Origin of the sequence: Benzoatithermus flavus, assembly GCF_037908215.1 — a bacterium.
Taxonomy (GTDB): Bacteria; Pseudomonadota; Alphaproteobacteria; order Geminicoccales; family Geminicoccaceae; genus Benzoatithermus; species Benzoatithermus flavus.
Genome location: NZ_JBBLZC010000008.1, coordinates 54,667 through 70,451 on the forward strand (window position 1 = coordinate 54,667; position 15,785 = coordinate 70,451).

Here is a 15,785-nt window from a genome sequence, read left to right on the forward strand (position 1 = left end):
ATCACAGCCTTGCCGCACCGTCCCGCTATCCTGGTCAAGGGCTATCCGCGGCTCTCGGAGACCTTCATCGCCCAGGAGCTCCTGGCGCTGGAGCGGATGGGGCTCGCCTTCGAGATCGTCTCCTTGCGTCACCCGACCGACAAGGCCGTGCACGATCTCCATCGGCAGATCCAGGCACCCGTGCGCTACCTGCCGGAATATCTCTACCAGGAGCCCTGGCGTGTGCTGCGCGGTCTCCTGCGGCAGCTTTCGAACCCTCGCTTCTGGCGGGTTCTCGCCGTGTGGCTCCGCGACCTTCGCCACGACCCGACCGCGAACCGCGGCCGTCGCCTCGGCCAGGCGCTCGTGCTCGCGAGCGAGCTGCCGGCCGGGATCGACTGGCTGCACGTGCACTACCTGCACACGCCTTGCTCGGTCGCCCTCTACACCGCCATCCTGCGCGACCTGCCGTTCAGCGTCTCGGCCCACGCCAAGGACGTCTGGACCATCCCGGAGCGCGAGAAGCGCGCGAAGATCCGGGCCTGCCGGTGGCTCGTGACCTGCAGCCGGATGAACGCCCGGCATCTGCAGGCGCTGGTCCCCTCGGCCGACATCGAGCTCGTCTATCACGGGCTCGACGTGGAGCGCTTTCCTGCCCCGGCGCGCGGGCCCGGCCCCGACGGCAGCGGCCTGGACCGGCCGGTCCTGATCCTCTGCGTGGCGCGAGCCGTGGAGAAGAAGGGGCTGGACGTGCTGCTGGCAGCCCTCGCCCGCCTGCCCGAGGACCTGCACTGGCGCTTCGAGCACATCGGCAGCGGTCCGCTCAAGGACGTGCTGATCCAGCAGGCGCGACGGCTCGGCATCGAGGATCGGGTGACGTTCCGGGGTGCCGCCACCCAGGACGAGGTGCTCACGGCGCTGCGCCGGGCCGATCTCTTCTGCCTCGCCGCGCGCATCGCCGCCGACGGCGACCGCGACGGCCTGCCCAACGTCGTCATGGAGGCGATGTCGCAGGAGCTGCCGGTGGTGGCGAGCGCCGTGGCCGGGATCCCGGAGGCGGTGGTTCCGGAGAGCACGGGGCTCCTGGTGCCGCCGGAGGACCCCGATGCGCTGGCGGCAGCCATCGCCCAGCTGATCCGGGACCCCGAGCGGCGGCTCGCCATGGGCCGCGAGGGACGGCGGCGTATCCTCGAGTGGTTCTCGTTCGCAGCCGGCATGGCACGGCTTGCCCGGCGCTTCGGGCTCGCTACGGAGCAACGCGAGGCCGCCTGATGCACATCGCGTTCCACGCCCCACTGAAGCCGCCCGACCATCCGGTGCCCTCGGGCGACCGGCGCATGGCCCGCGCCTTCATGGATCTTCTCGTGAGCCTCGGCCACGAGGTCGAGCTCGCTTCCCGCTTTCGGAGCTACGACCGTACGGGCGACGAGCGGCGGCAGGAGCGGCTCGCCCGGATCGGCCGGGAACTGGCCCGGCGTCTCGTGCGGCGCTATCGCGGGCGGCCGCCCGAGATGCTGCCGGGCTTGTGGTTCACCTACCACCTCTACCACAAGGCCCCGGACTGGCTGGGTCCCGTCGTGAGCACGGCCTTGAGAATCCCCTACGTCGTGGCCGAGGCCTCGGTGGCGCCGAAGCAGGCGGCGGGCCCCTGGGCCATCGGCTTCGCGGCGAGCCGGGCGGCCATCGCCCGCGCCGATCTCGTGCTCGCCATGACGGATCAGGACCGGGCCGGGCTCGCCTCTGTCGTGAGCGGGCCCGGCCGGCTCCACCTTTTTCCGCCTTTCCTCGACACGGCCCCCTTCGCCGCGGCAGCGCTCGCGCGCGGTTCGGCCCGCGCCCGGCTCGCCGCAGCCTCGGGGCTCGATATGGAGTGGCCCTGGCTCGTCGCGGTCGCGATGATGCGCGCGGACGCGAAGCTGCTCTCCTACCGGCTTCTGGCGCGAGCGCTGGCAGCGCTCGCGGATCGCGACTGGCAGCTCGTCGTCGTCGGCGACGGCGAGGCGCGCGGCACCGTCGAGGGCCTGCTCGCCCCGCTCGGCGCCGGGCGGGTGCACTTCACGGGCGCCGTACCGCCCGAGGCGCTGGCCGGGCTTCTCGCCGCGTGCGACCTTTGCGTCTGGCCCGCCTGCAACGAGGCCTATGGCATGGCGCTGCTCGAGGCGCAGGCAGCGGGCCTGCCGGTGGTGGCGGGTGCGGAGGGTGGCGTGTCCGACATCGTGGTGGACGGCAGCACCGGCATTCTCGTGCGGCCGCGCGATCCGTTGGCCTTCGCCGATGCGGTCCGCACGCTCCTGGACGACCCCGAACGACGGCGCGTCATGGGCCTCGCCGCCCGCGCGCACGTCACGGCCCGGCACGACGTCGCCGCAGCGCGCGCGCGGCTGCGGCCGCTTCTGGAAGCGAGCCGATGCGTGTCTGCCTGATCCGCCACGCGGCCACCCGCTGGAACGAGGAAGGCCGCATCCAGGGCCGGATCGACGTTCCCTTGAGCGCGGCCGGGCGGGCGCAGGCCGCTGCCTGGCGGCTGCCGTACGGCTTCATGGAAGCTGCCTGCGTCACGAGCCCTCTCGCGCGCGCCCGCGAGACCGCGGCGATCCTGGGCTTCACCGATGCGGGCGTCGACCCGCGGCTCGCCGAGATGCGCTGGGGCGCCTTCGAGGGCCGTACGCTGGACGAGCTTCGCGCCGAGCATGGCGAGGCCATGCGCCGCCTCGAGGTGCTGGGCGTGGATTTCCGGCCGCCGGGCGGGGAGAGCCCGCGGCTCGTGGCCGAGCGACTCGCCGCCTGCCTGCGCGATCTGGCGGCGACCGGCCGCGACCATCTGCTCGTCGCGCACAAAGGGATTCTCCGCGCCTCCCTGATCCTGGCCCTCGGCTGGGACATGCTGGGAAAGCCTCCGGTCCGCTTCGAGCCCGAGAAGGCGCTCCTCTACGAGCTGGGCCCGTCGGGCTCCTTGCGGCTGCTCGGAGTCCATCCGCTGCGGGAGGAAACGGCGTGACCACCTTCTGGCGCTGCCTGCTCTGGGTGCAGAGCCTCCTGGGCACGGGCCATTTGCGCCGTGCCCTTCTCCTGGCCGAGGCGCTCGCGACGCGCGGGGCCGCGGTCGTACTGGTCAATGGCGGCCCGACGGGTCCCTGGCCGGTGCCGGCCGGGGTCGAGCTCGTGCAGCTACCGGCCGTGACGGCGAAACGAACCGACTTCGGGAGCCTGATCGACGAGACCGGCGCTCCGGTCTCGCCAGCGCTCCGAGCGGCACGGCGGGAACGGCTGCTCGATCTTTTCCGCACCATCCGCCCGCAGGCCGTGGTCACGGAGATGTTCCCTTTCGGCCGGCGCGCCTTCCGTGACGAGCTTCTGCCACTGCTCGAGGCCGCGCGAGAGCAGCGCCCGTGTCCCATCGTGGCGGCGAGCGTGCGCGACGTGCTCGTGAGCAAGCCCGATCCCGCCCGCTATCGCTGGATGGCCGAACTGACGCTCGCCCATTACGACCGGGTACTGGTCCATGGCGACGAGCGTCTGCTCCCGTTCGCGGCCTCGTTCCCGCTGGCGGCGAGCCTCGGCGAGCGTGTGGTCCATACCGGCTTCGTCCGGCCGATCCTCCCACAGGCGGAGGTGCTGGAAGCGCCGGCCGTGCTGGTCAGCGCCGGTGGTGGTGCCGTGGGCGAACGGCTCTTGCGCACGGCCCTCGCGGCACGCTCGCTCACGCGCCTGCGCGACGGGCTCTGGCTGCTTGCGGCCGGGCAGAACCTGCCCGAAGTGGATTTCGCGGCGTTGCGGGCCGAAGCCGATCCCGGCTGCACGATAGTGCGCTGGCGCGACGATCTCGGCAGCCTCATGGGGTGCTGCAGGGTTTCGGTCTCACAGGCCGGCTACAACACGGTCGTGGAAGGTCTCACCGCAGGAGCACGGATGGTGCTGGTGCCGTTCGCTTCCGGCAACGAGGACGAGCAAACGCGGCGCGCGCGGCGGCTGGAGGAACTCGGCCTCGCCGAGCTGGTCGAGGAGGATCGGATCGAGCCGCGAGCGCTCGCGGCCGCGATTGACCGGGCCGCTGCGCGACCGCGGCCCGCGATCGGATACTGGTCGTTCGACGGCGCTGCGCGCTCGGCCGCGATTCTCGCCGCCCTCGTCGAGGAGCGCCACGGTGTCGGTGCCGCCTGAGGCGGCGCTCGTGGCCGCGCTCGGCGCGTCCCCGGCACCGGTGGTGCTGTGGTGGCGGGACGACGATGCCGGGCGCGACCATCCGAGGCTAGCGAGCCTTCTCGCCCTCGCCGAACGGCGGCGAGCACCGGTGGCATTGGCGGTGGTGCCGGAATGGCTGGAGGAGGCCTGCGCGGCGCGCATCCTGGGATGCCCGCTCGCCACGGTCCTGCAGCACGGCATCGCGCACGCCGATCACGCCGTGCCGCCGGGCAAGAAGATCGAGCTCGGCGGAAGCGCCGACCATGCCGCGCTCGCCCGAGATCTCGTCCGGGGCCGGGAACGGCTCGCGGCCGCTTTCGGCGCACGGTTCCGGCCGGTGCTGGTACCGCCCTGGAACCGGATCGACCCGGATCTCGTCCCCGGCCTGCCGGCCCTGGGCTTCAAGGCGCTCTCGACCTTCGGCCGGCGACGCGCGGCCGAGCCCGTCATGGGGCTCCGGCAGGTCAACACCCATCTCGATCTCGTAGCCTGGCGCGAGGGCGGCCGCGCCCTGAGCCCGGAGGAGGCGCTGTCGGCCCTCGCCGAGCGGGTCCGCGCCTATGACGGGGAGCCCATCGGCATCCTGAGCCATCACCTCGTGATGGGCGATGCGGCGCTCGCCACCCTCGACCGGCTCCTGACACTCGTGCAAGATCACCCCAAAGCGCGGCTGCTCGGCATGGGCACGCTGCTCGGGGAGGCTCGATGGTAGAGCCGCTGCTCGCGATCCGTGACCTCCGCGTCGAATTCAAGGCCGATGGAGGGAAGATCCAGGCCGTGGCCGGCGTGTCGTTCGACGTACCGGCCCATCGGACCGTGGCGGTCGTGGGCGAGAGCGGCTCCGGCAAGACCGTGATCTCGCAGGCGGTCCTGGGCATCCTGCCGGCCAATGCTCGGATCACCGGCGGCTCGATCTTCTTCGACGACCCCGAAACGCCGGGGATGCTGCTCGATCTCGCGGCCCTGCCACAGGAGCACCCGACCCGGCGCGCGATTCGCGGCGGACGGATCTCGATCATCTTCCAGGAGCCGATGAGCTCGCTCTCGCCGCTCCATACGATCGGCAACCAGATCCGCGAAGCGCTGATGCTCCATCACGACGTGGACGAGGCGGAAGCCCGCGAGCGCACCGTCGAGATGTTGCACCGGGTCGGGTTTCCGAACGCGAAGGAGGCGGCGCGCCACTATCCCTTCGAGCTCTCGGGCGGCCTGCGCCAGCGCGCCATGATCGCCATGGCGCTGATCTGCCGGCCGGCGGTCCTGATCGCCGACGAGCCCACGACCGCGCTCGACGTCACCATCCAGGCCCAGATCCTCAAGCTCATGAAGGATCTCCAGGCCGAGTTCGGCATGTCGATCCTGTTCATCAGCCACGATCTCGGCGTGGTCGCCAACATCGCCGACGAGATCGTGGTGCTCTACCGCGGCCGGGTGATGGAGCGCGGCCCTACCGCGGAGCTGCTGACGCGGCCGCAGCATCCCTACCTCAAGGCGCTGCTGGATGCCGTGCCACGGCTCCACACCCGCGCCGACCAGCGGCTCGTGGCCCTGCGCGAGGTCAAGGTCGACCACAATCTGCGGCTCGGCCGGAACGGGCCCGCGCGCGACCGCCCCCAGGGCAACAGCACGATCCTCGAGGTGGAAAGCCTGCGCAAGGTGTTCCTGACGCGACGCGCGGGCTGGCTCGGCGGCGAAGGCCGCCGGGTGGTCGCGGTCGACGACGTCAGCTTCTCCGTCCGCCGCGGCGAGACGCTCGCCATCGTGGGCGAGAGCGGCTCGGGCAAGACGACCGTCAGCAAGATGATCATGCGGGCGATCCAGCCCGATGGCGGGCGGATCACCTTCTGCTGCGGGGGAGAAGGTCCGATCGACGTGCTCGCCCTCGACGAGCGGGAGCTGCAGGATTTCCGCCATCACATCCAGTACATCTTCCAGGACCCGTTCGGCTCGCTCGACCCGCGCATGACCGTGGCCGACATCGTGGCCGAGCCCTTGCAGATCCACGGGGTCAAGAGCGAGGCCGAGCGCCTCGACCGGGTGAAGCGGCTGCTCCACGCCGTGGGCCTCGACGTGCGCCACATGCGCCGCTACCCGCACAGCTTCTCGGGCGGTCAGCGGCAAAGGATCGGCATAGCGCGCGCGCTCGCGCTCGAGCCCGAGATCCTGATCTGCGACGAGCCGGTCTCGGCGCTCGACGTCTCGGTGCAGGCGCAGATCCTGAACCTCTTGAAGGACCTCCAGCGCGAGCTCGGCCTCACCTATCTCTTCATCAGCCACAATCTCGCGGTCGTGAAATATATCGCGCAGCGCATCGCGGTGATGTGCGCGGGCCGCATGGTCGAGCTCGCCCCGACCGAGCGCCTGTTCGCCTCGCCACGACACCCCTATACCAAGACGCTGCTCGCGGCCGTGCCCGAGCCCGATCTCGACAACCCGCTCGACTTCAAGGCGCTCGCGAGCGGCCGGATGTCGGAACCGGCGCTGTGGCCGGCGCCTTTCACCCTCGTCGAGGGCTCTGGCCGCCTGCACGAGGTCGAGCCCGGCCACTTCGTCCGATTGCAGACCTGAGACGATCGAACGCGAGAGGGAGCCGCCATGCGCCTCAGCTTCGCGACCGGGCTTGCCGTCCTCTGCCTCGCCACGGCGGCGCTGGCGGGCCCGCCCGAGGAGCCTCGGGTGCTGAACGACATCCCGAAGATCGGCCGGCCGGGCGGCGAGCTCAGGAGTCTGATCGGCCGCCCGCGCGACACCCGCCTGTTCTTCGCCTACGGCCATGCGCGGCTCGTCGGCTACGATCTCAAGCTCGAGCTCGTCCCCGACATTCTCGCCTCCTACGAGGTCCAGGATGGCCGTATCTTCACCTTCCACCTGCGCAAGGGCCATCGCTGGTCCGATGGCGAGCCGTTCACCGCCGAGGATTTCCGCTTCTATTGGGAAGACGTGGCGCAGAATCCGGAGCTTTCACCCACCGGCCCCGAGGTCGTGCTCCTGGTGGACGGTGAGAAGCCCAAGGTCGAGATCCTGGACGAGCGCACCGTGCGCTATAGCTGGTCCAAGCCCAACCCCTTGTTCCTGCCGGCGATCGCCGCGACCACGTCGCTCGAGATCTACCGGCCCGCACATTATCTGAGGCAATTCCACAAGAGATACGCCGATCCCGCGAAGCTCGACCAGCTCGTCAAGGAGACGCGCTCGCGCGACTGGGTGCAGCTCTACTTGCGCAAGGACCGGCTCGACGACTTCGACAACCCGGACATGCCGACCCTTCAGCCCTGGATGCCGACCACGGCCCCACCGGCCGAGCGCTTCGTGGCGGTCCGCAATCCCTACTTCCACCGCGTCGACGAAACGGGCCAGCAGCTTCCCTACCTCGACCGGTTCATCCTCGTCGTGGCCGATCCCAAGCTGATCCCGCTCAAGACCGGTGCCGGCGAGACCGACCTTCAGGCCCGGCATCTGGCTTTCAAGGACTACACCTTCCTCAAGGAGAGCGAGGAGCGCAGCAGCCTCAGGACGCTGCTCTGGCCGGAAGGGCGCAGCGCGCATCTGGCCCTCTACCCCAATCTCAACGCCAAGGACCCCGTCTGGCGCAAGCTGTTCCGCGACCGCCGCTTCCGCGAGGCGCTCTCGCTCGGGATCGACCGCGAGACCTTGAGCCAGTACCTCTATTTCGGCCTCGCCCGGCCCTCCAACAACTCTCTCCTCGCGGAGAGCCCGCTCTACAGGAAAGAGTATGGCGAGCGCTGCACGGCCTACGATCCCGACGCCGCCAACCGGATCCTGGACGAGCTGGGCCTCAAGAGGCGCGGCAGCGGGGGTGTGCGGCTGCTCCCCGACGGCAGGCCCATGGAGCTCGTCGTCGAGACCGCGGGCGAGGACGCGGAGCAGGCCGACGTGCTCGAGCTCGTGCGCGACCAGTGGCAGGAGATCGGCCTCAAGATCCACACGAAGCCCTCCGAGCGCGAGGTCCTGCGCAACCGGATCTTCGCGGGCGAGACCTTGATGTCGATCTTCTACGGCATCGACAACGGCACACCGACGGTGGCGATGCCGCCCAAGGACTTCGCGCCCACGAGCCAGGCCGACCAGCCGCAATGGCCGAAATGGGGCCAATATCACGAGACCAGGGGCGAGGCCGGCGAGCCGCCCGACCTGCCCGAAGCCAAGGAGCTCCTGGACCTCTACCAGCAGTGGGAGCGAACCGCCGATCCTGCCGGGCAGAGAGCCGTCTGGGAGCGGATGCTCGATCTCTACACGCAAGAATGCTTCACGTTCGGCCTCGTCGAGAACGTGCGCCAGCCGCTCGCGGTGCGGGCGAATTTACGCAACGTGCCGGAGGAAGCGATCTTCAACTGGGAGCCGCAGGGCCAGATCGGCCTCTACCGTCCCGACACGTTCTTCTACGACAAATGAAGGTCGCGGCCTCGATGCCGATCATCCGATAGGATGGCCCTTCCTCATTGCCCGCGTGCCGCCCCTTCGCGACGCGGGTCGATGCCGCTCTCGAGCCGGCCGTTCCCGATCAGGATCGCGTGCAGGCCGCTGTTGAGCGGCTTCACCTGGACCTGATGGCCGCGCGCTGCGAGCGCCGGCTCGAGTGCGGCGGCCGGGGTCCCGGCCTCGAGCTCGGCCGGGCCGTTGCGGCTCAGGACGTGGCCCATGGCGACCGCTGCCTGCGGGCTCATCCCCCAGTCCAGGATGCCGACCAGTGCCTGCGCTACGTAGCCGATGATCTGGCTGCCGCCGGGCGAGCCGATCAGGAGCATGGGCCGGCGGCTCGCGTCGAGCACGATCGTGGGTGCCATCGAGCTGCGCGGCCGCTTGCCGGGCTCGACCCGATTCGCGACCGGCCGGCCGTTCTGCTCGGGCTGGAAGGAGAAGTCGGTGAGCTCGTTGTTGAGCATGAAACCGCCCGCCATCAGCCGGCTGCCGAAGCCGGATTCGATGGTGGTCGTCATCGACACGGCGTTGCCCGCGCGATCGACGATCACGATCTGGCTGGTACCGGGGCGCTCGTCGCGCGTGTCGGGGGCAAGCGGCCCGATCTCGCGCCAGGGTGGGTTGCCGGGTATCGCCTTCGGCATCGCCGCATCGAGGCGGATCGCCTGCGCGCGGACCGTGAGGTAGCTCGGATCGAGCAGCCCGCGCAGCGGCACGGGCACGAAATCGTCGTCGGCGAGGTAGAGATCGCGGTCGGCGAACGCCAGCTTCGAGGCCTCGAGCAGGACGTGCATCCCGTCCACGCCAGAGCCGAGGCTCCTCATGTCGAAATGCTCGAGAAGGCCCAGGATCTGAAGGACTGCCACCCCGCCCGAGCTCGGCGGCCCCATCCCGCACACCTCGACCCGTCGGTAGGGCCGGCATACCGGCTCGCGCAGGACCACCCGGTAGGAGGCCAGATCCTCCTTGGTCAGAAGGCCGGGATTGACCGGCGCCTTCTGCACGGCCTCGACGATCGCATCGCCGATCTCGCCCCGGTAGAGCGCTTTTGCGCCCTCGCGCGCGATCAGGCGCAGGCTCTGGGCGAACGCCGGGTTCTTGAGCACGGTGCCCGCCCGGCGCGGCTGGCCGTCCGGCTGCAGGAGGTAGGCCCTGGTCGCCTCGGACCGGTCGAGGCCCTGCGCGGCGGTATCGGCGATCGCCCCGGCGAGCCGCGGCGAGATCGTAAAGCCGTTTTCGGCGAGATCGATCGCGGGCTGGAACAGTTCGGCCCAGGGCAGCCGGCCGTGGAGATCGTGGGCGAGCTCGAGCAGGGCGAGCGTGCCGGGCACCCCCACCGAGCGGCCACCGACCACGGCCTCGAGGAAGCTCATGGGCGTGCCGTCCGGTTTCAGGAAGAGGTCGGGGCGCGCGGCCTTCGGTGCCGTCTCGCGCCCGTCGAAGGTGGTGAGCCGCTGCTTCGCCGCATCCCAGTAGAGCAGGAAGGCGCCGCCACCGATGCCGGACGACTGGGGCTCGACGAGGTTCAGCACGAGCTGTGTCGCCACCATGGCATCGATCGCGCTGCCGCCCCGCGCCAGGACGGCAGCGCCCGCATCGCTGGCGAGCGGGTTGGCGGCGACGACCATGAACGACTGCGCGATCGAGACGGGCTTCTCGGCCCAGCCGCTCGCTCCTTCCGGGGCCGGCTGGGCCTGCGCCGGCCTGCCGGCAGATGCCGCGAGAACGGCGTACGCCACGAGAACGATCAGCCTCGGCATCGTTGCGCGTCGCTTCATCCCGAAGCTCCTCCTTGCTCGCAAACCTGTCGCCCTGCCGTGCCGCTCCCGAGCCGAGGTCCCGGTGGAGCTTGTCGCAGCCGAACGGCGGGCGAGCGCATCACCCTTTCCGGATCATGCCGCCGGACGGCGCAGATGGACGAGCAGGCGGCGCTCGATGCGGCGGAACACCCAGACGATCAGGAAGGTGAGTGCCATGTAGAACAGGCCTGCGGTCAGGAAGGCCTCGTAGGGCGTGTAGTAGGTGGAGTTGATGTTGCGGGCGGCGCCCGTCAGGTCGACGATCGTGACCACGCTCGCGACGGCGCTGCCGTGGAGCATGAAGATCACCTCGTTGCCGTAGGCCGGGAGTGCGCGGCGGAACGCGCTGGGCAGCACGATGCGGCGCATCATCAGCGCGTGCGACATGCCGCAGGCCCGTGCGGCCTCGATCTCGCCGTGCGGGGTCGTCACGATCGCACCCCGGATGATCTCGGTGGTGTAGGCGGCCGTGTTCAGCGTGAAGGCGACGAGCGCGCAGAACCAGGCCTGGGTGAGGAGCGGCCAGAGAAAGCTCTCGCGCAGGATCGGAAACTGCGGCGCGCCGTAATAGAGCATGAAGAGCTGCACGAGCAGCGGCGTGCCGCGGAAGAAGTAGGTGTAGAACCAGACCGGGCCGTTGATCAGCGGGTTCTTCGACGTGCGCAGGATCGCGAGCGGCACCGCCAGGACGAGGCCGAGAGCCAGGGAGGCCGCGACGAGCCAGACCGTGGTCCAGAGCCCGTGGACATACTGGCCGATGTTCTCCCAGATGACCTCAAACTGCATGGGCGGGCCTGGCGTAGGCGATGTTGTAGCGGCGCTCCGCCCAGACCAGGAGCACGGTCGAGATGCTGGTCAGGAGGAGATAGACCAGCGCTGCCGCGGCGTAGAAGGTGAAGGGCTCGCGCGTGGCGCCAGCGGCGAGGCTCGCTTTGCGCAAAAGATCGTCGAGGCCCAGGACCGAGAGCAGGGCCGTGGTCTTGAGGAGCACCAGCCAGTTGTTGCCGAAGCCCGGAATCGCGTGCCGGATGGTCTGCGGCAGGAGGATGCGCCGGAAGACCTGGCCGGGGCTCATGCCGAAGGCGTAGCCGGCCTCGAGCTGGCCCGTGGGCACCGCCAGGATGGCGCCGCGGAAGGTCTCGGTCATGTAGGCGCCGTAGATGAACCCGATCGTGCCGACCCCGGCCGTGAACGGGCTCACGTCGACATAGTCCTCGTAGCCGAGCATGGGTGCGATCTGGTTGACGAGGAGTTGCCCGCCGAAGAAGACGAGCAGCATGAGGACGAGGTCCGGCACGCCCCGGATGATGGTCGTGTAGAGCTCGGCCACGCCCCTCGGGACCCGCGCGCGCGCGAGCTTGGCGAGAGCGCCCAGCATGCCGAGGACCACGGCCAGGACGAGCGAGGCCAGCGCCGATTCGACGGTGAGCACCGTGCCTTCGAGGAGAGAGAAACCGTAGCCCTGCAGATCGAGCAAGAAGTGGCTCCTCGTGCGCCGAGGGGCGGCTCACGGATCGGCGAATGCCGGGCGGCCGCCCCTCCTCGGCCGGTCAGCTGCCGTAGACGTCGAAGTCGAAGTACTTCCTCTCGATCTTCTCGTAGGTGCCGTCGGCGCGGATCTGGTCGATCGCCTTGTTGAACATCTCCTTGAGGTCGGTGTCGCCCTTGCGGATGGCGATCCCGGCCCCCTCGCCGAACCACTTGGGATCGTTGAGCGGCGACCCCACGAACTCGAAGTCCTTGCCCTTGTCGGTCTTGAGCAGACCCTCGCTCAGCGCCACGGAGTCGTCGAGCCTGAGATCGATGCGCCCGTTGACGAGATCGAGATTGGCCTCGTCGGCCGTGCCGTAGCGCACGACCTCGACGTCGTCGCCGAAATTGTCGGTGATGTACTTGTCGTGGATCGTGGCACGCTGCACGCCGACCTTCTTGCCCTTGAGGCCCTCCTTCGAGATCTGGATCCCGGAGTCTTTCCGGGCGACGAACCGGGCCGGGGTATGATAGTACTTGTTCGTGAAGTCGACCGTCTTCTTGCGCTCCTCGGTGATCGACATCGAGGCGATGATCGCGTCGTACTTCTTCGCGAGCAGGGCCGGGATGATGCCGTCCCAGTCCTGCTGGACCAGCGTGCACTCGACCTTCATCGCCTCGCACAGCGCATAGGCGATGTCGATGTCGAAGCCTTGCAGCTTGCCCTCGGGCGAGACCGAGCTGAACGGCGGATAGGCCCCCTCGACGCCGATCCTGACCTTCTTCCACTCCTTGGCCTCGGCGAAGCCGGCCAGCGCCACGAGCGTCGCGGCCGCCGCCAGCGCCAGCCGTCGCGTCAAACGAGCCATCCTACCTCTCCCAAGCCGGGCTCATCCATGGGCGGCATGGTTGGCGTGCGCTCATGGTGGCGTCAAGCCGCCGCAGCACCCTCGCCCTTGGTGAAGTTGGCGAGGAACTGGCGGAAGCGCTCCGTCGGGGGTGCTCCGAACATCTCCTTGGGCGGGCCTTCCGCCTCGATCCGGCCCTGGTGCAGGAACACGACCTCGCTCGCCACGTCGCGGGCGAAGCCCATCTCGTGGGTGACGACCAGCATGGTGCGGCCTTCGGCGGCGAGGTCGCGCATCACCTTCAAGACCTCGCCCACGAGCTCGGGATCGAGTGCGGAGGTCGGCTCGTCGAACAGCATCACCGTGGGCTCCATGGCGAGCGCTCGCGCGATCGCCGCGCGCTGCTGCTGCCCGCCCGAGACGTGGGCGGGATAGGCGTTGCGCCGCTCGTAGATGCCGACCTTCCTGAGCAGCGCCTCGGCCCGCTCGATCGCCTCCTTACGCGGCACCTTGAGCACGTGGATCGGGGCCTCGATCACGTTCTCGAGGATGGTCATGTGCGACCAGAGATTGAAGCTCTGGAACACCATGGCGAGCTTGGCACGGATGCGCTGGACCTGCCGCCGGTCCTCGGGCTCGAGGGTGCCGTGCCGGCCGGGCTTCAGGCTGATCTCCTCGCCCGAGACGACGATCCGCCCCTGGTTCGGCATCTCGAGCAGGTTGAGGCAGCGCAGGAAGGTGCTCTTGCCGGAGCCGCTCGCCCCCAGGATGGCGATGACGTCGCCCTTGGCGGCGGTCATCGACACACCCTTCAGGACCTCGACGTCGCCGAATTTTTTATGGATGTCCTCGGCGACCAGGGCCGGCGTGTCCGCGCTCATGCTGGGCTCGACCTTTCTCGCGGCAATGGCTGAGGCCCGCCATTGCCGCGCCGGCTCCTGCACCTGTCAAGCGTGACGAACGCCGGATCCGCCGAAAGCCGCTTCAGGATGCCGTCGGTGCCGTGGCGGTCTCCTCGCCCCCACGGCCGCGCCGGCGCCGAAAGCCGCGGGTCCAGTGGGCGAGGCTTTCCGCCTGCTGGAGGCGCCGGTCGAGCTCGGCGAGGGTGCGCGCAAGGTCAGGCGTGTCGTCGTCGAGCCAGACCCGAAAGACGCGGGCGTAGATGCCGGCCAGGATCTTGCGCGCGATGGCGCTCATGGCCGGCCCGTCGCCGGTCTCGGCGGCGTCGAGCAGCCAGCGGCTCAGGCGGTCGAGATTGCACAAGCCCGCGGCGATCAGCTCGAGATCGCCCGCCGCCTCCCGCGCCAGCGCCCGCAAGCCCTCCTTGTAGGGCGCCATGGCATCGAAACGGCGCATCACGAGCTCGAACACGCGCTCGCGCGGCGAAAGGCCTTCGAGATCGACGATGCTGACGTCGAGCATCTGCCCGTCGAGGCGGCGGCTCAACGTCTCGAGCAGCGCGCCGCGGTTGGGCAGCTCGGCATAGACGCGGGACAGCGGCACATCCGCGCGTCGCGCGATCTCGGTGAAGCTCAAATGCCGCCAGCCGCGCTCGGCGACGAGCGCCAGAGCCAGCTCGACGAGATCGGGCCTCTGTCCTGTCGTCCTCTCCGCCATCGCGGCTTCCTCCTGCACGTCCCGAGGCCGCCCGCCACCGGGGCGGGGTTTCAGGCCAGCTCGCGCGAGCGGCGCGCCGCTGCGGCCACGGCCTCGACCATGAGCGGAATCAGGCCGCGATCCTCGGCCATCAGCACCTTGAGCGCTTCCGCCGTGGTCCCGCCCGGGCTCGTGACGTTGATCCGGAGCTGGGCGGCGCTCTCGTCCGAAAGACGGGCGAGCTCGCCGGCTCCGACCACGGTGCCCCGGGCGAGCGCCATCGCGAGCGCCTCTGGCAGGCCCGCCGCGGTACCGGCGGCCGCGAGCGCCTCGATCAGGTGGAACACGTAGGCGGGGCCACCGCCGGAAACGGCGGTGACCGCGTGCATGAGCTCCTCGTCCTCGATCCAGTAGGTAGCGCCCACCGCCGCCATCAGGCGCTCGGCGAGCGCCCGTTGCTCCTTCCTCGCAGCGGCGTTGGCGCAGAGCACGGTGACACCTCGGCCCACGGCGGCGGGCGTGTTCGGCATGGCGCGGACCACGCCGAGCGGCTGCCCGAGCATCCGCTCGAAGTAGGCGATGGGCTTTCCCGCCGCGATCGAAAGCACGAGAGTATCCGGCGCCACCCGCCCCACATAGGCCGGGAGCGCTCGGTCCATCATCTGCGGCTTGACGGCGAGGACCAGGGCACCGAGCGTACCGGCTTCCGGCAGCTCCTCGGGCGCCGCCACGGCCCGAACCGCGTGCGTCGTGGCGAGAGCCTGACGCCTCGCCGCATCCGGCTCGACCACCAGCACGGCCTCGGGCGCGAGACCGTGCCGGAGCCAGCCGACCAGGAGCGCCTCGCCCATCTTGCCGCCACCCACGAGGAGCAGCAGGCGACCCGCCTCCAGCATCACGCCTCGCCCTCGGTCTCGAGAAGGGCCGCGGTGATCGCCTCGGCCGGCTCCTTGCCGCCCCAGATCACGAACTGGAACGCGGGATAGAAGCGCTCGCACTCCGAGACCGCGATGTCGACCAGATCCTCGATCAGCTCGCCGCTGGCAACCGCACCCTCGCGGAACAGCACGGCGTGGCGGAACACGGGCAGCCCCTCCTCCGACCAGAGATCGAAGTGACCGAGCCAGAGCTTCTCGTTGGCCATGGCGAGGAGCGCGTAGACGGGGTTACGCTTCTTGCTCGGCACCTTCATGTCGAGCGCACAGGAGAGATGCATCACGCCGAGTTCGGGATGCCACGAGAACCAGAGCTTGTAGTGGCACCACTGGCCGGCGACCTCGGCCGCGAGCTCCTCCTCGTTCTGGCGGTGGAACGGCCAGTCGTTGGCAACCGCCAGCTTCTCGACCAGGTCGAGCGGGTTGGCGCTGGATTCGTCTTGAATATCGTCGGGGTGCAGCGAGGACACGCTTGGGCACTCCTTGCGAGTGGCGGGCACGGGTCTTGCGCCCGAGCCCTGGGTGGTCCCCTGGCG

Annotated in this window: 15 protein-coding genes; 7 read left to right on the forward strand and 8 right to left on the reverse strand. The window is 69.9% G+C overall.

All coding sequences use genetic code 11. The features are described 5' to 3' along the window. Window positions 1-9: 9 nt before the first annotated feature. The 7 genes from U1T56_RS09840 to U1T56_RS09870 are packed head-to-tail and all read left to right on the forward strand — an operon-like array spanning window position 10 to window position 8,574. Window positions 10-1,251: a glycosyltransferase gene (locus tag U1T56_RS09840; RefSeq protein ID WP_418159289.1), complete on the forward strand. Its 1,242-nt coding sequence runs from the start codon at window positions 10-12 to the stop codon at window positions 1,249-1,251. Continuing rightward, the gene (locus tag U1T56_RS09845) at window positions 1,251-2,402 is read left to right on the forward strand and encodes a glycosyltransferase family 4 protein (protein WP_418159290.1); all 1,152 of its coding nucleotides are present in this window, start codon (window positions 1,251-1,253) and stop codon (window positions 2,400-2,402) included. The genes U1T56_RS09840 and U1T56_RS09845 overlap by 1 nt, the downstream gene beginning before the upstream one ends. Continuing rightward, a complete protein-coding gene (locus U1T56_RS09850) occupies window positions 2,387-2,977 on the forward strand; it encodes a histidine phosphatase family protein (RefSeq protein WP_418159291.1) in 591 nt (196 codons plus the stop codon). The genes U1T56_RS09845 and U1T56_RS09850 overlap by 16 nt, the downstream gene beginning before the upstream one ends. Then, the gene (locus U1T56_RS09855; protein ID WP_418159292.1) at window positions 2,974-4,140 is read left to right on the forward strand and encodes a glycosyltransferase family protein; all 1,167 of its coding nucleotides are present in this window, start codon (window positions 2,974-2,976) and stop codon (window positions 4,138-4,140) included. Before U1T56_RS09850 ends, U1T56_RS09855 begins: the two co-directional genes overlap by 4 nt. Next, entirely contained in the window at window positions 4,124-4,873 is a 750-nt protein-coding gene (locus U1T56_RS09860) for a polysaccharide deacetylase family protein (protein WP_418159293.1), read from the forward strand. The genes U1T56_RS09855 and U1T56_RS09860 overlap by 17 nt, the downstream gene beginning before the upstream one ends. Next, entirely contained in the window at window positions 4,867-6,729 is a 1,863-nt protein-coding gene (locus U1T56_RS09865) for an ABC transporter ATP-binding protein (protein WP_418159294.1), read from the forward strand. Before U1T56_RS09860 ends, U1T56_RS09865 begins: the two co-directional genes overlap by 7 nt. A gap of 27 nt (window positions 6,730-6,756) precedes the next feature. Further along, window positions 6,757-8,574, forward strand: coding sequence for an ABC transporter substrate-binding protein (locus U1T56_RS09870; protein WP_418159295.1), 1,818 nt, complete (start codon window positions 6,757-6,759; stop codon window positions 8,572-8,574). A 44-nt stretch (window positions 8,575-8,618) separates the two neighbouring features. On the opposite strand, the gene ggt is transcribed toward U1T56_RS09870, so the two are convergent. From ggt to U1T56_RS09910, 8 genes are all read right to left on the reverse strand, one after another. Continuing rightward, entirely contained in the window at window positions 8,619-10,379 is a 1,761-nt protein-coding gene (gene ggt, locus U1T56_RS09875) for a gamma-glutamyltransferase (protein WP_418159296.1), read from the reverse strand. Window positions 10,380-10,493: 114 nt separating this feature from the next. Continuing rightward, complete coding sequence (locus U1T56_RS09880) at window positions 10,494-11,186, reverse strand: ABC transporter permease (protein ID WP_418159297.1); 693 nt, start codon at window positions 11,184-11,186, stop codon at window positions 10,494-10,496. Further along, window positions 11,176-11,877: an ABC transporter permease gene (locus tag U1T56_RS09885; protein WP_418159298.1), complete on the reverse strand. Its 702-nt coding sequence runs from the start codon at window positions 11,875-11,877 to the stop codon at window positions 11,176-11,178. The genes U1T56_RS09880 and U1T56_RS09885 overlap by 11 nt, the downstream gene beginning before the upstream one ends. Before the next feature lie 73 nt (window positions 11,878-11,950). Then, window positions 11,951-12,739 (reverse strand): ABC transporter substrate-binding protein, encoded by a 789-nt coding sequence (locus tag U1T56_RS09890; protein ID WP_418159299.1) that lies wholly within the window; start codon window positions 12,737-12,739, stop codon window positions 11,951-11,953. Between the two features lie 62 nt (window positions 12,740-12,801). Next, entirely contained in the window at window positions 12,802-13,599 is a 798-nt protein-coding gene (locus U1T56_RS09895) for an ABC transporter ATP-binding protein (RefSeq protein ID WP_418159300.1), read from the reverse strand. 103 nt (window positions 13,600-13,702) lie between these two features. Beyond that, window positions 13,703-14,335, reverse strand: a complete 633-nt coding sequence (locus U1T56_RS09900; RefSeq protein ID WP_418159301.1) for a hypothetical protein — start codon at window positions 14,333-14,335, stop codon at window positions 13,703-13,705. 50 nt (window positions 14,336-14,385) lie between these two features. Next, window positions 14,386-15,210: a pyrroline-5-carboxylate reductase gene (gene proC / locus U1T56_RS09905; RefSeq protein WP_418159302.1), complete on the reverse strand. Its 825-nt coding sequence runs from the start codon at window positions 15,208-15,210 to the stop codon at window positions 14,386-14,388. Next, on the reverse strand, window positions 15,210-15,719 hold the full coding sequence (locus U1T56_RS09910; protein WP_418159303.1) for a type III secretion system chaperone family protein: 510 nt from the start codon (window positions 15,717-15,719) through the stop codon (window positions 15,210-15,212). Before U1T56_RS09910 ends, proC begins: the two co-directional genes overlap by 1 nt. Window positions 15,720-15,785: the final 66 nt, after the last annotated feature.

Bases quoted from the DNA above. Each gene is read 5' to 3' on its own strand.
- U1T56_RS09870 (WP_418159295.1), top strand. From the start codon at position 6,757: ATGCGCCTCAGCTTCGCGACCGGGCTTGCCGTCCTCTGCCTCGCCACG.
- proC (WP_418159302.1), bottom strand. From the start codon at position 15,210: ATGCTGGAGGCGGGTCGCCTGCTGCTCCTCGTGGGTGGCGGCAAGATG.
- U1T56_RS09900 (WP_418159301.1), bottom strand. From the start codon at position 14,335: ATGGCGGAGAGGACGACAGGACAGAGGCCCGATCTCGTCGAGCTGGCT.
- U1T56_RS09865 (WP_418159294.1), top strand. From the start codon at position 4,867: ATGGTAGAGCCGCTGCTCGCGATCCGTGACCTCCGCGTCGAATTCAAG.
- U1T56_RS09890 (WP_418159299.1), bottom strand. From the start codon at position 12,739: ATGGCTCGTTTGACGCGACGGCTGGCGCTGGCGGCGGCCGCGACGCTC.
- U1T56_RS09845 (WP_418159290.1), top strand. From the start codon at position 1,251: ATGCACATCGCGTTCCACGCCCCACTGAAGCCGCCCGACCATCCGGTG.
- U1T56_RS09850 (WP_418159291.1), top strand. From the start codon at position 2,387: ATGCGTGTCTGCCTGATCCGCCACGCGGCCACCCGCTGGAACGAGGAA.
- ggt (WP_418159296.1), bottom strand. From the start codon at position 10,379: ATGAAGCGACGCGCAACGATGCCGAGGCTGATCGTTCTCGTGGCGTAC.
- U1T56_RS09880 (WP_418159297.1), bottom strand. From the start codon at position 11,186: ATGCAGTTTGAGGTCATCTGGGAGAACATCGGCCAGTATGTCCACGGG.
- U1T56_RS09895 (WP_418159300.1), bottom strand. From the start codon at position 13,599: ATGAGCGCGGACACGCCGGCCCTGGTCGCCGAGGACATCCATAAAAAA.